This window comes from Singulisphaera photorubra (assembly GCF_045290345.1).
Classification (GTDB): domain Bacteria; phylum Planctomycetota; class Planctomycetia; order Isosphaerales; family Isosphaeraceae; genus Singulisphaera.
The window spans coordinates 5583188-5601205 of record NZ_CP155447.1 but is presented as its reverse complement, the minus strand read 5'-3'; the positions used below and the strand labels follow the sequence as shown (position 1 = coordinate 5601205).

General features: G+C 60.2%; 12 protein-coding genes. 4 read left to right on the top strand and 8 right to left on the bottom strand.

What is annotated here, in order from left to right; translation table 11 throughout:
* The first annotated feature begins 351 nt into the window (after nucleotides 1-351).
* On the top strand, nucleotides 352-1707 hold the full coding sequence (locus V5E97_RS21160) for a cobyrinic acid a,c-diamide synthase (protein WP_406693516.1): 1356 nt from the start codon (nucleotides 352-354) through the stop codon (nucleotides 1705-1707).
* A 120-nt stretch (nucleotides 1708-1827) separates the two neighbouring features.
* Here the strand turns inward: V5E97_RS21160 and V5E97_RS21155 are convergent, their stop codons facing one another.
* Nucleotides 1828-3870, bottom strand: a complete 2043-nt coding sequence (locus tag V5E97_RS21155; protein WP_406693515.1) for a hypothetical protein — start codon at nucleotides 3868-3870, stop codon at nucleotides 1828-1830.
* Nucleotides 3871-4014: 144 nt separating this feature from the next.
* Between V5E97_RS21155 and rbsD the strand changes: the two genes are divergently transcribed.
* Entirely contained in the window at nucleotides 4015-4410 is a 396-nt protein-coding gene (gene rbsD, locus V5E97_RS21150; RefSeq protein WP_015249798.1) for a D-ribose pyranase, read from the top strand.
* Nucleotides 4411-4437: 27 nt separating this feature from the next.
* Here rbsD and V5E97_RS21145 read toward each other — a convergent pair whose 3' ends face one another.
* A complete protein-coding gene (locus tag V5E97_RS21145; protein WP_406693513.1) occupies nucleotides 4438-5505 on the bottom strand; it encodes an Ldh family oxidoreductase in 1068 nt (355 codons plus the stop codon).
* Between the two features lie 158 nt (nucleotides 5506-5663).
* Between V5E97_RS21145 and V5E97_RS21140 the strand changes: the two genes are divergently transcribed.
* On the top strand, nucleotides 5664-6659 hold the full coding sequence (locus V5E97_RS21140; RefSeq protein ID WP_406693512.1) for an aldose 1-epimerase: 996 nt from the start codon (nucleotides 5664-5666) through the stop codon (nucleotides 6657-6659).
* Nucleotides 6660-6885: 226 nt separating this feature from the next.
* On the top strand, nucleotides 6886-7419 hold the full coding sequence (locus V5E97_RS21135; RefSeq protein WP_406693511.1) for a hypothetical protein: 534 nt from the start codon (nucleotides 6886-6888) through the stop codon (nucleotides 7417-7419).
* 36 nt (nucleotides 7420-7455) lie between these two features.
* Here the strand turns inward: V5E97_RS21135 and V5E97_RS21130 are convergent, their stop codons facing one another.
* The 6 genes from V5E97_RS21130 to V5E97_RS21105 form a co-directional block, all read right to left on the bottom strand.
* The gene (locus V5E97_RS21130; protein ID WP_406693510.1) at nucleotides 7456-8484 is read right to left on the bottom strand and encodes a hybrid sensor histidine kinase/response regulator; all 1029 of its coding nucleotides are present in this window, start codon (nucleotides 8482-8484) and stop codon (nucleotides 7456-7458) included.
* 195 nt (nucleotides 8485-8679) lie between these two features.
* The gene (locus tag V5E97_RS21125; protein WP_406693509.1) at nucleotides 8680-9519 is read right to left on the bottom strand and encodes a response regulator; all 840 of its coding nucleotides are present in this window, start codon (nucleotides 9517-9519) and stop codon (nucleotides 8680-8682) included.
* Between the two features lie 62 nt (nucleotides 9520-9581).
* Nucleotides 9582-10574, bottom strand: coding sequence for a GTPase (locus V5E97_RS21120; protein WP_406693508.1), 993 nt, complete (start codon nucleotides 10572-10574; stop codon nucleotides 9582-9584).
* A 1679-nt stretch (nucleotides 10575-12253) separates the two neighbouring features.
* Nucleotides 12254-12673, bottom strand: a complete 420-nt coding sequence (locus tag V5E97_RS21115; protein WP_406693507.1) for a hypothetical protein — start codon at nucleotides 12671-12673, stop codon at nucleotides 12254-12256.
* Nucleotides 12674-12695: 22 nt separating this feature from the next.
* Complete coding sequence (locus V5E97_RS21110; protein WP_406693506.1) at nucleotides 12696-13379, bottom strand: IS701 family transposase; 684 nt, start codon at nucleotides 13377-13379, stop codon at nucleotides 12696-12698.
* Nucleotides 13380-15737: 2358 nt separating this feature from the next.
* Complete coding sequence (locus V5E97_RS21105) at nucleotides 15738-17225, bottom strand: phenylacetate--CoA ligase family protein (RefSeq protein WP_406693505.1); 1488 nt, start codon at nucleotides 17223-17225, stop codon at nucleotides 15738-15740.
* Nucleotides 17226-18018: the final 793 nt, after the last annotated feature.

Sequence of the window (18018 nt, the reverse complement as noted above, 5' to 3'; positions counted from 1 at the left end):
CGAAACGAGAGGCCGCATTGCCCGGATGTCGCATCGAACGGATTGAGCCCGTGACAGATCCAGACGTTAAATTTCAATGGATCGATCAAGGGGCCGGTAAGCTAGCTCAATGATGGGAACACGGCAAGGTGAAAACCGGGGTGGGCGCGAGTCGGGCTTGACCAAACAAACCTTGTCTCTATCATTCAATCACTCGCGATAATTATGTCGTACCCAGGCCTTGGGTGCGCCTCCGTCCCCAAGACTCCTTGCCTCCACGTAAGTTGGTTTGAGGCCTGGAGCCCGCGTCTGCAACGGACGCGATTTCGACGGTCACGCCCCCTCCGTTAAATTAAGGACTTCGGTTAACTTATGGGCTTCCACCCCCGTTTGGCCCTGGCGACACCTGCGTCTGGGCCGGAGCCTTCGCCGGCCAGTCTGGCGTGGCTGGCCGGCCTGACCGACCGGCGCTGGCGAGTCCAACATTTTCGATCGCGGGCCTGTCCGTTCGGGACCGAGGCGGTTGGACAGGTCACGGGGCTCCCCGGTCGGCACCTCGACGCCTGGTTGATGCCCGACGATGTCTGTCGCCGGCTTTTCTTGCGAGGGGCACGACAGGCGGACCTCTGTCTTATCGAAGGAACGCTGGAGGAGCCGACAGCTCCTCTCGAGAGTGCACAGCACGATCGACCAGGAGGGCTCGCGCCAATCGCAGCAGCCCTGGACCTGCCGGTGGTGGCCCTTGTTTCTTGCCTGCCGCTGGATCAGTTCCATCTCCCCCACCTGCCGGCGGGTGTGGATGCCGTGCTGCTTGACGGCCTGGAGAATTCCGAGGATTACGAGGCGTACCGCAACCTGGTCACCCTGATGGCCCGGAAGCCGGTGCTCGGGGCGGTCGAAGCGCTCCCGGAAGTTCGTGCGGCGATCCGGCAGTCGCCTCGGGATCAGCGCCTGGACGACGACCTGTTCCGCAAGCTCGGGGCAAGTTTCCTGCGGTTCGCCGACCTCGGGGCGATTCGAAGCCTGGCGCAGAGCCGTCCCTTCCCTTCCGTCCCGGCCGAGCCCGAGCCTTTGCCCTACCGCCGATTTCGGGTGGCCTACGCCCAAGACGAGGCGTTTGGGTCCTATTTCCCCGACACGCTCGAAGCGCTTGAGGCGCTGGGCGCGGAGCTTGTCGAGTTTTCACCACTGCGGGATGAGTCGCTCCCCGAGGCGATCGACCTGGTCATGATTGGATGTGGGTTTCCGGACAAGCATGCCGATGCCTTGGCCGAGAACCTCAGTCTGATCGCCGCGCTCCGGGCGCACGTCTGCCGGGGCCACCGGATCTATTCCGAAGGAGGAGGGACGGCCTATCTTGGTCGCGCCATGATCCTCGGCGATCGCCGGGTACCGGGCGCCGGGATCTTGCCGTTCGACGCGGAAGTGCGGGCCGTCCCCCGACTGCCGATGCCGGTCACCCGGACCTTGACCCGGGACGGTTGGCTCGGCCCCAAGGGGACGATCGTGCGGGGCTACAAGTCGGGCCGCTGGCGTTTGCTGCCCGGGGCCGACCCCTTGGATTGCCCCAGTTGCTTCGGAACGCTCACGACGCAGGGGGACATTTCCTATCACCATCACGCCATTGGCAGTTTAGTCCACCTTCATCTGGGGGCCCTCCCCGAAGTTGTCGCGGCGTTTGCCGGCCCGCACCGAGCCTCGCTCACCTTGCCGTTCGCCCGCCCTTGATCGGCTCGGTCACGAGAGAGGGAGCCCGACTGAGTCGACGGCTCCCTCATGAAGCAAGTCTTGCCCTTTGAGAAGCGGCTTGGCGGCCCCTCCTGGTGCCCGGTTCCCCTCTCGAGCGGATCATCGTGTCTTTGCGATCTTTGCGATCCGCTGCCGTTCCGCTTCGATGACAGGCTGGGCCGGGGTGTTTTTCAGCCGGCGTCCCACGGCGATCAGCATGGTTTGCCACTCGGCGCGGTGGGATGGAGAGTCGGCCAGCACGCTCATGCGGCCGGTGATTTGCTCCAGGATGTCGGGCGGTCGATCGGAGCGAATCAGATCGCTCCAGATTCGTTCAGCTCGGGCGAACTCCCGGCGCTTCAGGTAGTGCTCGAGCATCAAGAATTGGCAGGTCTCCAGGAGTCGCCTGACCGCTGGGGACTGCTCGGAATCGGGAATCGATGCGAGCTGGGTGCTCAACTCTCCGGGCTGATTCTTCTGGAGCATGACATCGGACAGGAGCGCGTCGAAGTAGGGACGCAGGCCGGCCTCGAGCTGAGCCCGTCGGATCGTCGTCAGGAACTCGTCGAGATTGTCGCGAGGGGACGCGCCAGGCTCGCGCTGGAGTTGGGCGACCGCGGTCTTGACGGCCCAGCCCAGTCGCGTGTCGTTCGAGGCGTCAGCGGCCGGCCGGGGAGTTACCGCATAGCGCGGCCAGGAAGCTCCCGCCGGCCAGTCCTTGGGGGCGATTCGGGCAGGCGCGGCACCTGACTTCACCTGAAAGAGGGGATCGCCGAGGTAGACCAGCTTCCACGGCTCGCCACGCGCCTCGTAGGGCGACTGGCGCATGGCCGCGACCAAGGGCATCCCTTTTTCGATGAGAGCCGCGACGAGCTCGGGAGGCCGAAACGCGGTGAGGTAGGGCTCGTGCATCGAGCCGAAGTAGACGAAGGCTCCGTTGGCGAGCCAGCGCCCCGCGACCGTGTTGGGGTCGGCCGGTTCGGCGGCCGAGTAGCTGTGGATCATCAATACGGCCGCTGGTTCGGTTTGGGGTATATCCCCCACCAGACCATAGCCTCCGACAAGGCCGAACCGGTTCGGCTCACCATGGCTGTTGATCATGACGAGACCGGAGCGATTGACGGGGTCGAAGCTCTGGTGCCAGCCCGCGAGGTTGGCGCGATCGCCCGAGCGGTGGGTGACCGGCATGAGCTGGGAGAGGCGTCGCGAGGCGTCGCGCATCGCGTAAGTGGACCAGGTCCTGTCCTTCTCATCGTACGTGTTCATGAGAAGGGCCGATTTCGGCTGGAGGAACAGGCTGCACATCGCCCGATAGACGCTGGCGGAGGCCTCGCCGATGAGCCGGCCGCCAAAGGCCCAACGCATCCGGCCACCGCCCGACCGGCCGATCAAGTCATCGAAGGCCTTGGGCCCTTCTTGACCCGATTGTGGGTTGTATCGGTAAGGCCAGTCGCCGGCCAGGGTCACGAAGTCGCAGTCGTCGCCCAACCGGTTATAGCTCGGGACGCAATCGCCGACTTTCGACTCGAACGATGCGGCAAGCTCGCGCGCCTCGTCGTACGAGAGGACGTCTCCAAACGTTTTCTCGACGTCCCAGCGGAGGATTGGCTGAAATCGCCCCGCGGCCAGGGCCACTGCTCCCGCCAGTGACGGACTATCCGGTTCCGACAGGACGACGCCCGGAGGAGTCTCGCCCAGCGCCCTGGGAACCCTGTCTCCCGCCAAGGGGGCTGCGCCTGCCTCGCTGTTCTTGCTCCAGGCGTGTCCGACCGCAAGGAGAACGCGAGCCCAGACTTGATCGGCCGGAATTGTTTCGGCCTTGCGTGGAAACCGGACGATCCGGGCGGGCTGAAAGGCGCGAAGGAACTTGAATGTGAGTTCGATGTCGTCGATCAGGATGGGGAAGTAGTGTTCCTCATCCCAGGTTGCGATCGCTTCGAGGAAAGTTGCGAAGTCGGGGACCAGGCAGACCTGGTCGACCACGACCCGCTTGGGTCCAGGCCGCCTTTGCCAGGAGGAGGAGGCGGTTTGGAGTTCCTCGATTCCATTCGGCAGGCGTGCGGGGAACGAGCTCGAGGCTTGTCCCAGGGCGGCGGCGGGAATCCCGCAGAGGAGTAAGGCGAGGCACGGAAGGATCGGCGAATGCCAGGTCGGCCGGGTCATCAAGGCTCCTTCCCCCGGTCAATGGTGTGGAGGCCGGCGGGGAGAACGGTTATACTGAATGCGGTGGGCGTGGCACCAGTTCATCATTCTCGATCGAACCTGATGTGTTTACGCGGGTTCCGCGCCGATAAGGAATTTGTACTGATGAAAAAAGGTGGCATCCTCAACCCGGCAATCTGTTCGTTGCTTGCCGAGCTGGGACACATGGACGAATTACTCATCGTGGATGCCGGTTACCCCCTTCCTCCCGATGGCCACGTGATCGACCTGACCTTGACGCCGGGCATTCCGCGGTTTCTTGACGTGCTCCGCGCCGTGGCGGAAGAGCTCGTGATCGAATCGATTACGGTCGCCAGCGAGATCACTGAATTCAGCCCGAAGCTGTATCAGGAGATTCTCAAGATCGTCGGCGACGTGGATGTCGACGAGATTCCGCATCATGAGTTCAAAGAACAATCACTGGGGGTCAAAGGGATCATCCGGACGGCGGAGTTCACTCCCTACGCGAACGTCCGGCTCCTTTCCGGCTCCGCCTTTTGAGCGTTTATTTTAAGCGAAGCTTAGTCGTCAGGGGGTTCCGGCCGGCATCTCGGGGACAGCAACCCCCAGTTGTTCGGCCAGTTCCGCCAGTTTGGCCCAGTGGGCGTCTTCGAGCGGAACGCCTTCGGCCGACCGTTGCTTGAGGGTCCTTCGCTCAGGGTCACCGGGCAAAAGGATCGCCTCGACACCGGGGGCGCGGGGGGTATTCCGCACGTAGTCGGCCACCTGGGTTGACTCGCGGACCAAGGCGTCGTGGCCCGAGAATCGGTTGGGGTCCAGGGCGAGGAAGACCACGTTGTTCCCCTTGGCCGCGGGAGCGTCGGAGTGGCTCGACCGGCCTCCCGAGAGTCCGCCCGAGAGCATGTCGAGCACTAGGCTCAGGCCGAAGCCCTTGTAGGCTTGCGTCCCTCCCATCGGCAGGATCGACCCGAGCGGCTTCTCATAGAGCACCGAGGGATCGGTGGTGGGATGGCCTTGCGGGTCGAGGAGCCAGCCTTCGGGGACCGGTTTCTTGTTGATGTGGTAGACGCGGACTTTGCCTTCCGCGACCACGCTGGTGCCGAAATCAAGGACGACCGGATCGGTGTTGGTCGGCACGGCGGCACAGAGGGGGTTGGTTCCCAGTCGCGGCTCGAGCCCCCCTGGAGGGGCGACACGCTGCCCGGCGCCACAGTTGTTGACGGTGGCGAGGAGGACGAGCCCTTCGTCGGCCGCCCGTTCGGCATACTCGCCCAGGCGACCGATATGGCCGCAGTCACGGGCGGTACCCGCCGCCAGCCCGAGCACCTTGGCGCGGGGCAAGATCAGGTCCAGGAGCCGGTGCGCCTGCACCTGGCCGAGGCCCCATTGACCGTCGCAAACGACGACCGCGGGGGTCTCGCTCACGACCTTGAGCGGGACCGCGATCCGGTACGCCTCGTTTCTCAGGAAATCGACGTACTGCGGAACCCGCATTACCCCGTGCGAGTCGTGTCCACGCAGGTTGGCACCCACCAAGCTTCGGGCGACGGTCGCCGATTCATTGTCGGGTACCCCCACCGCCGTGAAGAGACGGGTGACAAATGCGGTGAGAGTGTCCGCGGCGAAACTGGGCATCTCGAAAAGCTCCGAAGGTGCGTGACAACGATTCCGAATCTTACGCGACCGACGGACATTTGCAATCCTGAGCCGTTCGCGATCGAATGGTTGCATGTCCGGGCTTCGAGCCCGCTTCCCCTCTCCACTAGGATCAAAGTCAAGAGGTTCTCCCAATCATGGCGTACCGGGTCAGCACCGAGGCACGCGGCGGTGGAAAGGTCTACACCCTGCACGATGACGCAACGGGTTCGTCGGCGTCGATCTTGCCCTCTTACGGCTTCAACCTGTTCGACCTGCGGCTCCCGGTTGCCGGCCAGGTCCGCCCGGTGATCGTGTCGGAGCCTGACTGGGCCGACCACCCGCGAAATCCGGCCCGCAATGGGGTTCCCATCCTCTTTCCGTATCCCAACCGGGTCCGGGACGCGACGTACCAGTTCCTGGGGAAAACCTATCGGCTGCCAGTCGGCCTGGCTCCCAACGCCATCCACGGCTTTGCGCTCGACGCCTCCTGGGATGTGATCGAAGAGAAGGCTGGTGAGTCAGGGGCCTCCTTGACGGGACGGTACCAGATCTCGCGAGCCACCCCCAAGATGCTCGAGAACTGGCCGACCGACGCGATTCTGGAGGTCCGCTACGAACTCGCCGGCCGGACCCTGACGATGACGATCACGGTGAACAACCCAACGGCCGGCGAACTGCCGTACGGGTTCGGCATTCACCCTTATTTTCGCCTTCCCCTGGCAGCGGGCGGCGACCCGGAGAAAACGCAGGTCGTTCTTCCCGCCTCGAAGGAGTGGGTCCTCGAGCAATTCCTTCCCACCGGGGAGCGCCGGGAGGTGGAGGCTCGGGTCGACTTCCGCAAGGGCCAGCCACGAAAGGGTTTGAAACTCGACGACGTTCTGACCGGCCTCGCGTTCGAGAAGAACGACAGGTGCGTTTGCCGGCTCGTCGACGAGAACCTGGCCGCGGAGTTTCGGTTGAGCTTCGATCGCAACTTCCGAGAGCTGGTCGTCTACACGCCGCCTCGCGAGGATGATGTGATCTCGCTGGAGCCCTATACCCAGACGACCGACGCGATCAACCTGGCCAGTAAGGGCGTGGATGGCGGACTGAGAACCCTGGAGCATGGGGGACAGGACAAAATGACGATTGTCATGGAGACTGTGGGGTAGTCGACGGGCTGAGAAGGCATTGCGGGTCTCGTGGCTCCTTGGTCGTTTTCCGGATTTGGTGATGCGTCCCCGCGCCGGTCTCGCCTATGATGGAGTCGTCATTCGTGATTTGAAGAGACCGTCGATCAGGGGGCGATACCCGGGTTGTCCCTCATGCTTTTGAGTGGCAAGGTGACGATCGCGGCCGTGTCTTTGAAGGTCGACTCGCTGTCGTTTGGGAGCGATCATGGAGCCGCGCGAGCCGGCTGTATCAGACCAACTTCAGGGCTTGCGGATCGATATCCTCCGACAAGCTTTGGAGATCTATCTTGCCCAGGCTTATTCGACGGGCTCACCTCCCGAGGTGGTCCGTCGTCGCTTGGAGTGGCCCTCGGACGTGAAGCCGGCCGCCCTCCTGACGCGCGCTCCGTTTGAGCGTGTGGACAACCCGGCCAGCGGGGGCTCGCCCATCTATGCATTGCGGTTGGGCAACCTCCGCTACCCGCATATGAAGTTGCAAATCCAGCCCTGGCCCAACGAGGCCGGTTTCATGCTTTCGGTCAATACTCATGACCAGGTGCTGGCGATTGACCCGGCGTCGAGTGACGCTCAGGCTTTTCGCGATCTCCAGGCTGAGAACCAGCGGCTCAAGGAAGCAATCGAGGCCGCATGGGATCAGGCAGGGCTGCCCACGTTCCTGAACTACCTCAGACGCTACATCGAAGATCGCGCGGGGGCTGCCGAGCACGCTCCCCCGTGCCCCGAGAGTCCCGGGTCATGATCAAAGGGCCGGGATTCGCGGTGAGGTTGGCTCGGATCAGCCTGGGGCGGAAGTGACGAGTGCGGCGGGAACTCCGCGTGGAATGATAAAGGCAAAGGTTGAGCCTTCGCCGAGCGAACTCGCGACCTCGATGGTTCCGCCGTGGAGTTCGACGAAGGTTTTGACCAGGCAGAGGCCCAGCCCGATCCCTCGCTTGCCGAACTGGTAGTCCCCTGAGGAGTGGTGCATCGTGTCGAAGCTGGTGAAAAACGGCTCGAACAGATGCACGCAATCGGCTTCCTCGATCCCGACGCCAGGATCGGCGACTTCGAACCGCACGTGATCGGGGCCGTGGGGTCCGGCCGCGACTCGGAGCGTTCCCCCATCGGGGGTGAACTTGATCGCGTTGATCAAGAGGTTCGTCAAGATGTCGGAGAACTTCGCGGCGTCAACCAGGGCGATCCCGAGCTCCGGGCGGAGGTCGAGCGTCACGGTTTGGTCGCGCGCGTCGAGGTACGGGGTCAGTTCCGTGACGACCTGGCGGACTAGCGTGTCGAGCACGGTCGGCTCGAGCGAGAGAGTGTGGCCAAACTGACCGCTTCGGACCAGCTTGAGCATGCGCTCGACCGTGCCCGCCAGGCGTTTGCCTGCTCCTTGAATTCGCTCGACCCAGCCTTTTTCAAGTGGAGAGGCGTTCTTATCCTGAGACATCTTCCAGAGCTCGGTCATTCCCAGCATGACCGCCACGGGGGTGTTGAGCTCGTGACTGGCGACCTCGATGAACGCGGCCTTGAGACGGTTGGCCTCAACCAACTGCCGGTTGGTCGCCTGCAACTGATCGACCAATCGCGCCTTTTCGACGATGAGGTCGTGCTGGTCGACGGCCTGGCGAATGACCGACTCGAGCTCCGCGGGATCCCAAGGCTTGGCGATGTAGCGAAAGATGTTCCCTTCGTTGATCGCATCGACGACGGCTCTGATGTCGGCGTAGGCGGTAAACAGGAGCCGGGTGGCCTCGGGGCGGATTTGCCTGGCGTGATGGAGCAACTCCACACCCGACATCTCGGGCATGCGCTGGTCGGACATCACGACATGGATCTCCTCGGTCGATTCGAGGACCTTGAGGGCGTCGGCCCTCGGCGGCAGGTCATGACTTGGTAGTCGAGCCGCAGAAGATCGTGGACCGATCGGAGCACTTCGGGCTCATCGTCGACGACCAGGAGGGTAGGCCGCGTCTGGTTCATCGGTGGACCGTCTTGGGAAATCGCTCGGAGATTCGCATCAGGCGGGATCTCGCGGGTTGAACTGCTTGATCAGGGTCACTTCGTTGCCTGCGTCATTATAACGCAACTCATCGACCATCCCCTTGCAGATCATGAGTCCGAACCCCCCCGCGCGGAGGCCGAGCTTATCGCGGACGTCGAGGTGCGAGAACGGGTCGTCCGGCATGGCGGCGTGGGGCAGGTTATTGAGGTCGAAGCCGCTCCCCTGGTCGCGAACCTCGATCTCGATCCGCTCGTCGAAGATCCGGTAGGTAATGTTGACCAGCCGGTCCGACTGGTGGCGATTGCCCCATTCGATGGCGTTCTGAGCGATCTCCATGACGGCCTGACGCAACTGCATGACCTGGTCGTGATCCAGAGGGGTCGACTTGCAGAGGCTCATTAAGAAGTCGTTCAGGTCCTGGAGCAGGGTAATCTCGCTATTCAACTCGACGTGGATCTCCCCCTGCATTTTCTCCAGTTCGATCTCGGTTCGCCATGCGCGTGCGGCTTTGATGGCGTCGAAGAGCTCCTGCATTCCGTACGGTTTGGTGAGATAAGCGTTGGCCCCAACGCGGAAGCCGCGGAGTCGGTTCTCGGAACCCCCCAGGGCCGTGAGCATCACCACCGGAGTCAACATCGTCACGCGGTCGCTCCGCAGGCGACGGCAGACGTCGAACCCGTTGATATCGGGAAGCATCAGGTCGAGCAGGACGACGTCCGGTTCAAGCCGTCGGGCCATTTCGAGCCCCGACTCGCCGGTCTCGGCGACAATCGACGCGTAGCCGTGCAGGCGGAGTAGTCGCGCCACCATCTCCGCCTGATCAGGGTGATCTTCAACGATCAGGGCCGTGCCCATTGGATCCGTTCCCTCGCCAACCCGAATCGAAACGGACGGTCGGTTCTCGATCCGTCCCGTCCCTAGACGTGCAACTCCACGACATCGGCCTCGTGGAGCTCATGGTCGCGTTTGACCGTCTGCCCTTCGAAGACCCCTGTTCCCCACACCCTTGCGAATTTCAAAGATTGTTCGAAGTCGCGATGAATCTCTCTTGCCAGGTCGAGGACCGTGCCACCGATGGGAATGGTAAATGGCTTGGATCGGTCGACCGGCTTGCCGGGCAATTTTGTGTAAACCCGCATCACGCCCAGTAAATCGTACGAGGCAAGCCTCAGATCGTCCAGGCCCTCCCCCCTCTCGAGCGAGATCGGTAAAATGGGAAACCTTGGCGCAAACCATTCTCTCAGGACGTCGAGACGGCCTTGGGCCCCCTCGGCATCGAGCTTGTTGGCGACCATCAGCGTTTTGACATGCTGGATCGTCTCGTCCTCGACGTCGAAGGGGAGTGTGCCGACCAACTCGGTATGAACCTCGCTGAGGCGGGTCAGGGCGATCTCGACGCCATCAGCCACGTCATCGCTGCCCAGGTCGGCGACCAGGATCGCGGCGTCGGCCGAGCGAATGATACTGGGAACCCAGGGTTCGAGGAAGTCGGCTGAGATGGGCGGCAAGTCGACGAGCTGAATCCGGACATCCTCATAGGACATGATGCCGGGGTAGGGAGCCCGGGTGGTAAACGGGTAAGGGGCGACCTCGGGCTTGGCATTGGTCAGGGCCGCCAGTATCGCGCTCTTGCCCGCGTTGGGAGCACCCACCAAGACGATCTGGCCCGCCCCCTCGCGCGGAACGCGATGGCTCACTCCCCCCTTCTTACCTCCTGTTTTCGCCCCCTCAAGGTCATCCTTCGCCCGGCTGATTTTCTGCTTGAGATCTGACTGAAGTTTTTCCGTCCCCTTATGTTTGGGCAGGAGGCGGAACATCTCACGCAGCTTTTCGAGCCGATCCGCGGGGGTCAACGCCTTGCGTAGCTCTTCCTCGGCTTTGCTGTACTGGGGAGGAAGGTTGGCGGGCATTGGGGGCGTGTGCTCCTAGGTCAGTCCGGCCACGGACTTGCGCAACGTAGCGAGAATAACCACGCAAATCAAGTCCGCTATACATTCGGTGACCGTTGGCCACGTCCGGGATTTGCAGGCGATCGGCGAGAGCGGCCGTGGTATCGACGATTGCTGGTGCGTCACTTCTTTAATGCCGGAAACTTGGTGGGAGGAGAGTCCACCGGCCTGACGGCCTACCCTCGCTTTGGATTGGCAGCGGTGGGCCCATGCGAGCGGCGGCGTTCTATCGCTTGGCCAATCATCCCACGCCCGATCAGCGGGCGCTGAAGAGGGCGGCAGGTCCTGAAGCGGGTCGGTGGCCAGCAACAACGTCGTCCGGCCCCAGGCCATCAGAAGCCACGCACTTCAATTGGGGAAACTGGAGAATTTGGCAAATCGACTGTACCCAAGATTTCTGGTTTGCCTAATTTGGGTGCACGGCCACCGACTGCATGACTGTATTCCTGAACTCTATCTGGGCCAGAAATCCAAAGGGCGCACCGTCCGTATCTCAGATCATTTGGGGACCGGTTCCTGGACAGACAACGGTGTTTCGTGCTTCTGGACTTTCACCGATCCCGAAGCGTATCCTTCCGAAGAGGTGGATGACGCGCCCCTGAACAAATGAGGATGTAATGGTAAACGACCTTGAGGCTGTAGCCCACTTGCGACGGTTCGCTCCGTTGAGACGTTACTGGATTTACCGGACGGAACACACAATCCCAGGATTGATTCATTATTCGGATCAGAATGGGAGAGCATGGACCTTAATGGAGGATAATGAAGACATGCTCGATCGGTGCATCGCAGTCCTTGGATCTAAAGGATGCCCCGTCTTTAGTAATATTGAATCAATGGATGCTTACGCAGCCCGGCTTGCATCTTCGGAAGCATAGCAACAGGCCTCGGAAACCTGACCATCAGAAGCCATGCACTTCAATTGGGGAAACTGGAGAATTAGGAAAAACTGTATACATGTCCGCGAGTCTTCATGGCCTGCTCAAGCTTCCTGGTTTGTCCAGTTTGGGTGCATGGCCATTGACTGTACTCCGAACGTTATCCCCTACCAGCCAGAAATCCGAATCACAGCTCGCTGAACGTTACGCCGGTCTCACCTCTCCATCGCCGACCTGTCACGGATTGCCTCGCCGACGTCATCCGGCGGTCGCAAACCTCTTGACGTCTTCACGTTCACACCCGGGAGAGCACCTTGTGCGCGGTACCGGAGCGCGCCCCGTCGCAAACCTCTTGACGTCTTCTACGTTCACACCCGGAGCCGTTTCATTCGTCGGCCTCCCCAGGGCCGCCGAGCCGCGTCGAAATCCGCATCGGCGGAAACCCATTTGTCGGGACCATCAGTAGTTCTACTGTTTTGCCTACAGCCGCAGATTGTTCTTCAATCGTGGCATAAGCTTACGAGAACGATGGAAATAAAACCGTGCGAGCTCGTTTCTTTGAAGCCATCGCGTGCTGCGACGACTCTGCATCAACGGATCGCTGGACTTTAAATATTCCGCGATCATGCTTGCGATCAATTGACGCATTTGCGGCGAGGTCAGCGCGGGGGTCCCGATTTTTCCCCCGCCGCGTCTCCTGATTCAGGAACCACGCGGCCAGCAGCGCCAGGGTTTGGTGATGATGCCAACCGAGCCAGTTCCTTACTTGATAGTCCCCAAGCCCGACTCACTCTTCGCACGCTTGAAGCATTCCTCAACTCGATGTTCCGCCTTCGCCACTCGGGCCAATTCCTTCAGCAAAGTCTCAGACATTGTATTCGATAAATAATAATCATGCTTAAATTTTTCGTCCGATTGCCGCTCCCGCATGATGAACAGTAACTCCTCCGGACCCGTTCCACCCGTCGGCGAACGCGCCTGAACACGCCGTTTCACCACGTCCACTTTCAGTGGCCCTTTCTCAGCGTCCCGGACCTCGATCGTCGTCCAGGCGGACTCCGGCAACTGACCGCACCAGCGATCCAGACGCGAGAACGGATTCATGGGATATCGTCCGCGGCCCGAGTAGGCCGGCGGAGTTTCCTCGAGGTCGCGGACCAATGTGTTCGACAGGACTGCCAACAGATAGCGTTCGCCTCGGGCCTCAAATCCAGGCGAAAACTAGCCGGGCGGCCCATCTCGTCGTCCCCGTCACCCATGAGTGGGGCAGAAGAGATCCGTGCTCATCCAGCATCTCCAACGCCAATTCATGGCGGGTGCGAAACTTGGTCTCCTTGGGGACTCCGGCGGCTTTGCACCTCCGCCGATCTTTCGTCCATTCCTCATGAAGATAGAGACGCACACTAACAATTGCGTAATTTTTTCGCGATGCGTATGCCATGTAAATTCCGACCTGGCAATTCTCCACTTTGCCGAGTCGGCCGCACCACTGCCTCGCGACGCCCACCGACATGTTCCCCTTCTTGACGAAGGCCGAGGGATCGAACACGATCACTCCATCGGATTCGCCCAAGTCTTCGCCGATCTGGGTGGCCAGTGTCCTGAGCAGGGGCGCGTCGTCCCACGGGACCTGCCCGATAAACGTCTGGAGGCCTTGCCGTTCTTGGTCGAAGAGATAGGCGATCCCTTCACCTGTTTTGTGCTCGAGCCTCGAGAGGAGTCCGGTAAGATACTCGACCGTGTGCCGCTTCTGCTGGGGCACGGCCAGCGACGCCGAGAACGGTTGGACGAACGTCTCGAGGCGGGAAGAGAACCCGTCGATCAGCTTGGGATCGACCTCCGCCTGGGCCATCATCTCCTTCAAACGGCTCTTGTATCGCTGGTCCATTGTCAACTCCCTTCCGAAATACATCGGAGACGGAAGTAAATATTCCCAATACTCTTATAGTGAGTCAAGAGGCCAATACAGTAAAGGTAGCCATGCACTTCAATTGGGAAGTCTGGAGAATTTGGAAAAACTGTAAGCGTGTCCGCGAGTCTTTACGACCTGCTCAAACTTCCTAGTTTGCTCAATTTTGGTGCATGGCCACCGACTGTATTCCTGGTTTGCCCAGTTTGGGGGCATGGCCACCGACTGTACCCGGCGACGTCTTCAGTAGTCATGGCTGAACTTTCTGGGATGAGTCGAAGTGCCAATCCTGGCCCTGACTGACAATTTTCACCGTCCCATTGAGGCCAGTTCGCCGGAATGGACAAATTTTATCGTTGACGAGGCAACATTTTTTAGACTACAAGGATTTCAAGCATTAGCTTATTGAATTGACGAATGAGTCGGCCCCTCAGGACTACACCCATGGCCAAGCGAACACTTTTGCGAGTCATGTGCCCACGGGTTATCGCGATTGTCTTCACCATGACAGCGACCACAACTTGGGCGAGGATCAGCGATTTTTTGTTTACGCCTCCTCAGTCCCAATTAACAATCGGCGCCACATATCAGGGTTCCCCAGACTTAACAGGAAACACGGACCCAATCCAAAGTTATAATTGGAAGATTGGAAGCACTATCGCAGACTGTACATTGCCAGAGACCTATATCGGATCAAGCGCGAGTCAGACGTTTAAAGCCCATGCGCCAGGAATTTATAATATTACGTTAGAAGTTACGTATATGGATCCAGGAATGGGACGGCCCCGCCCCCTTCCGTCGATACTCCCGAAGACAGTCACGATTGCCGCGCCGGATTCTTTTTATCTTATAAGTCCACCAAACGGCGTAGGAGTGCCAGTTACACATCCGGGTACGATTACAGTTAAAACCAAGATTCACACTGGAGTAGTCCCAGCTGGACCAGCAATAATTGGGTTGGTGCAAGAAAAGCTCACAAATCAGATAGGAATGGGGATGGGATTGCCTGACTCGCTTTGGGGCCCGTTTGCACCTCAGCCTTCACTGCACCTTGTCGGCTCGGAGATCCACGATGAACATGCGTCGTACACCTCATCTGCGGACTTTGCAACGGTGCCTGTTGGCAATATTTTCTTTTCATGTAAGCAACACTACCGGCTCGCATTTTCCACTGGTTGCACACCCAATTTGCCTCTGACAGTGCCTCTTGGTTCGTGGGATTTTAGGTTTAGAAAACCGACAATACGGAATATCAGTTGGAATGACAAAGGAGCTAAAGTATGTGCAAGCGAAGAATCAGTAGTGTAGCTTTGGTGGGTGTTCTTCTCACTGCTGGCTACTTGGTTGCCTCGACGCCCAATAAGAGCGGTAAGGCAAAGCGAACGGTGATCCAAGCTCAACCGAAGTCAACCTTCATCCCCAGCCCCGAGGCACTCGCCAAATTAGAAGGGCTTGATAACCCAGCTAATCTCTATACAATCGAACCTCAGCCGATGCGAGGGGATACCAAACCCCGGACTCCCAAAGAAGACGAACTTTTCAAGGAGGCTGTGACCGTCATATCGCGATTCCGGCCTATACCCGACGCTCGGATCCAGTTTTTCAACTGGATTGGCACTGACGAATTTCCCGGCAGGATCTTTGGATGGTCAATCTTCATCCACGAAGTTACCCCAATTCCCGGTGGTTGGATGATCGACCTAAGGGTTTGGCCTAAGGTGGACGATGGAGCTGGAGCACAAGTCGTCACCGCTTACCGAGAGCAGTACACATGGGCTGGAGGGACCCTCAATTTCGTGAAGGGTTTCCATGAGCCGAGGACTCCGTCGCCAATGGTCATATGGTAGTGATGGACACAGGGCTGCAGATCACTCGTTCCCGCCGACACGACGGCGGGAACAGCATCAAACGGCATTCTGCGTCCTTTCACCCAGTTCGGCCTGGATTGCGTAAGCATTTTCTCAGACGATCGCTGTCAACAGTTCGAGACAACTAGCCCTTTCCGATTCGAGAGTCCTCTAGGCAGTATTTCGCTCACCATCGCAAGTAAATGTCGAATGGGTTGCTAGTCGTGACTTACTCGCTTGGAGGACCATCATCAGTAGCCATGCACTTCAATTGGGAGATCTGGAGAATTTGGCAAGCCTGCAAACGTGTCCGCGAGTCTCGGCAGCCTGCTCAAGCCTCCTGGTTTGCCCAGTTTGGGTGCATGGCCACCGACTGTACCGCTTTCTGCCCGTCCGAGAGCAGTCGTGGTATCAACGATTGATGGTTAGTTACTTCTATGCTGCCGGAACCTTGGTAGGAGAGTCCAGGATCGGACACCGGCCTGACGGCCTACCCTCGCGTGGCATTGGTCGGGGTGGGCCGATGCGTGCGGCGTGGTTCTATCGCTTGGCCAATCATCCCACGCCCGATCAGCGGGCGCTGAGGAGGCCCGGCTTTGGCCTGGTCGGAGACCAGGCTGATCATCCGCCGAAACTTCCCGGTGGCCGGGTCGGCCGCAAGCTGGGGCACCACCTCGAACTCGACCTGAACGTCCTGGAAGTCATAGGTGGTCAGCTCGCGATCGAGGGCCTTCCGCGCCCTGGTCAGGTCGACTGTTGCACCCCGGAGGGGTTCGAGGCGGACCACGACTCGGTGACGATCCCGCTGGATCGCCTGCCACTCACGGACGTCGCGTAAGTACTCGAACGCGTGGGCGAACACGAGGTTGATCATGCGTCGGTGTCGGGACCCCTCGCCGACCCAGAAGACATCCGCGGCCCGGCCCTCGATTCGCGCGATGCGAGGAAGTCGGCTCCCACAATGGCAGGGGGTGTCGGCCATGGTGACAACGTCGCCCACCTCATAGCGAATGAACGGCTGCACGCCGTTCGCCAGGTTGGTGATCAGGACCTTCTGGCCGGGCCTGCCGTCCGGCACAGGACGGTACTCATCATCGACCACTTCCATGATGGCCCAATCGGAGTTGACGTGGGCTCCCGCGTCCGTCGGACAGCCATTGCTCAAAAATGTGCATTCGCCAGTCGCATAGTTGTTCATGACGTGAAGACCGAAAGCTGATTGGATCCGAGCCTTGGCCCGGTCGGTCAACGCCTCGCTGTTGTTGACCACCTGACGCAGCTCGGGCTCCAGTCGAAGCCGACCGGCCTCGGCTTCCAGGGCGAGCATCTCCAGCACGCCGGCATAGCCCGTCAGGACCTGAGGCCGGAAGTCGTTGAGCCGGCGGTTGAGGTCCGGGTCCGTTTGCGACAGCCAGAGCACGTTGACATACCGTCGCGCGGCAGCCGGCATGTGCTGAAAGAGCGTCGCCGAGGGATAGAAGCCTCGCTTCAGGGTCACGACCGCCAAACGGACCGGATCGATGAGACGGCTGATCCCCTCCCGCACTCCGACCGGTTCGTTGTTGCCTCGCGTCATCTGGAGCCGAAACGCCAATTCCAGGGACCGTTGGTCCTGGACGATCAACATCGGTTGTCCCTGGCTGCCAGAGGTATGGCTGACGACGTACCGGTCGAGAAAGTGGTGGCCAGCGTTCTCGGGAACGTCGATGAAACGTTCGATCCCCGCGCGAGTGACCGCCGGGTCGGTGACCACGCGGTCGAAGTTCGCCATCAGTTCACCCTTGTTGGTGGGGGGCAGATCCCCCAGGGTGAACCGATTGCAGTCGATCCCCCGGTACTTCTCCCGGTAGAACGCGGATCCCCGAATCGTGCGACGGACCAGAGCTTTTAACCGTTGCTGCTGGATCTGCGCGAGTCGTTCGGGGGCGAGCCGTGGGCCCCGCTTGAGGTTCAACGTCCGCAGTAAGAACAACAGCATCGAAACGATCCTCGAGGGACAGGAATCGGCCGGATTCATCCGAGAGACGGACGAGCTGGGTGATTCGTGTTCGCCGTTATCGCAGCGTGTGTGCCAGACCGAGGTGAGAACGCTCGTCAGTGGGCCGAGCGTTTCTGGTTGCGCGTTTGTAGGTATCGAAGTCGACCCGGGCCAAGCACGATGGGTCCACTCTCGATATCGGTCAACCACGGCACTCGTCGCAACGAATTTTGGGGAAACAAAGCGATTTGCGTGATTTTTCCACGTTGAAGTTGTCCCTGACGAAGTGGACCGAGCCATCGGAAGACTTGGCGGTAGCCATCGCAACAGTGCAGCGCCAGGGCGATCATGAACCAGACGATGAACCATTTCGGTGACTGCCCTGATTTGTGTTTTGAATGAAATCAAATTTGAGCGAATTTTATGTATATTGATTTGTAAGATTCTTCTTTTCGTAGGTCCACGAATTCGCCACACACCACTGGATCAATCGCAGACTCAGGAAATCTGACGTGCCTCTTTTGCCGTTTTTCTCGGTCTGAAGCATCCAGGCCGTGAGTCCGCTCGCGACTCGATGCCGCCCTTGCGATGTGGCCATCCCCAATCGCGGGAGCTCGATTCCGGAACCATCGCTGACCCGCTCCCGACCGGAACGCATTTGCGGCCGTCGACAGATTTCTCACTCCGGCGATGTTCGTCCCGCTTGGCCTGGCCAGCCTGTCATGGTATGACCGCCTTGTGGGGCGATTGCGGGTACAGTGGATCGGTCAGGGCTCAAAGTACTCTGTCCAGA

Coding starts and splice junctions, on each gene's coding strand:
- V5E97_RS21140 (WP_406693512.1), top strand. CDS start 5,664: ATGGCGTACCGGGTCAGCACCGAGGCACGCGGCGGTGGAAAGGTCTAC.
- rbsD (WP_015249798.1), top strand. CDS start 4,015: ATGAAAAAAGGTGGCATCCTCAACCCGGCAATCTGTTCGTTGCTTGCC.
- V5E97_RS21130 (WP_406693510.1), bottom strand. CDS start 8,484: ATGTCCGACCAGCGCATGCCCGAGATGTCGGGTGTGGAGTTGCTCCAT.
- V5E97_RS21105 (WP_406693505.1), bottom strand. CDS start 17,225: ATGCTGTTGTTCTTACTGCGGACGTTGAACCTCAAGCGGGGCCCACGG.
- V5E97_RS21160 (WP_406693516.1), top strand. CDS start 352: ATGGGCTTCCACCCCCGTTTGGCCCTGGCGACACCTGCGTCTGGGCCG.
- V5E97_RS21145 (WP_406693513.1), bottom strand. CDS start 5,505: ATGCCCAGTTTCGCCGCGGACACTCTCACCGCATTTGTCACCCGTCTC.
- V5E97_RS21135 (WP_406693511.1), top strand. CDS start 6,886: ATGGAGCCGCGCGAGCCGGCTGTATCAGACCAACTTCAGGGCTTGCGG.
- V5E97_RS21110 (WP_406693506.1), bottom strand. CDS start 13,379: ATGGACCAGCGATACAAGAGCCGTTTGAAGGAGATGATGGCCCAGGCG.
- V5E97_RS21155 (WP_406693515.1), bottom strand. CDS start 3,870: ATGACCCGGCCGACCTGGCATTCGCCGATCCTTCCGTGCCTCGCCTTA.
- V5E97_RS21120 (WP_406693508.1), bottom strand. CDS start 10,574: ATGCCCGCCAACCTTCCTCCCCAGTACAGCAAAGCCGAGGAAGAGCTA.
- V5E97_RS21125 (WP_406693509.1), bottom strand. CDS start 9,519: ATGGGCACGGCCCTGATCGTTGAAGATCACCCTGATCAGGCGGAGATG.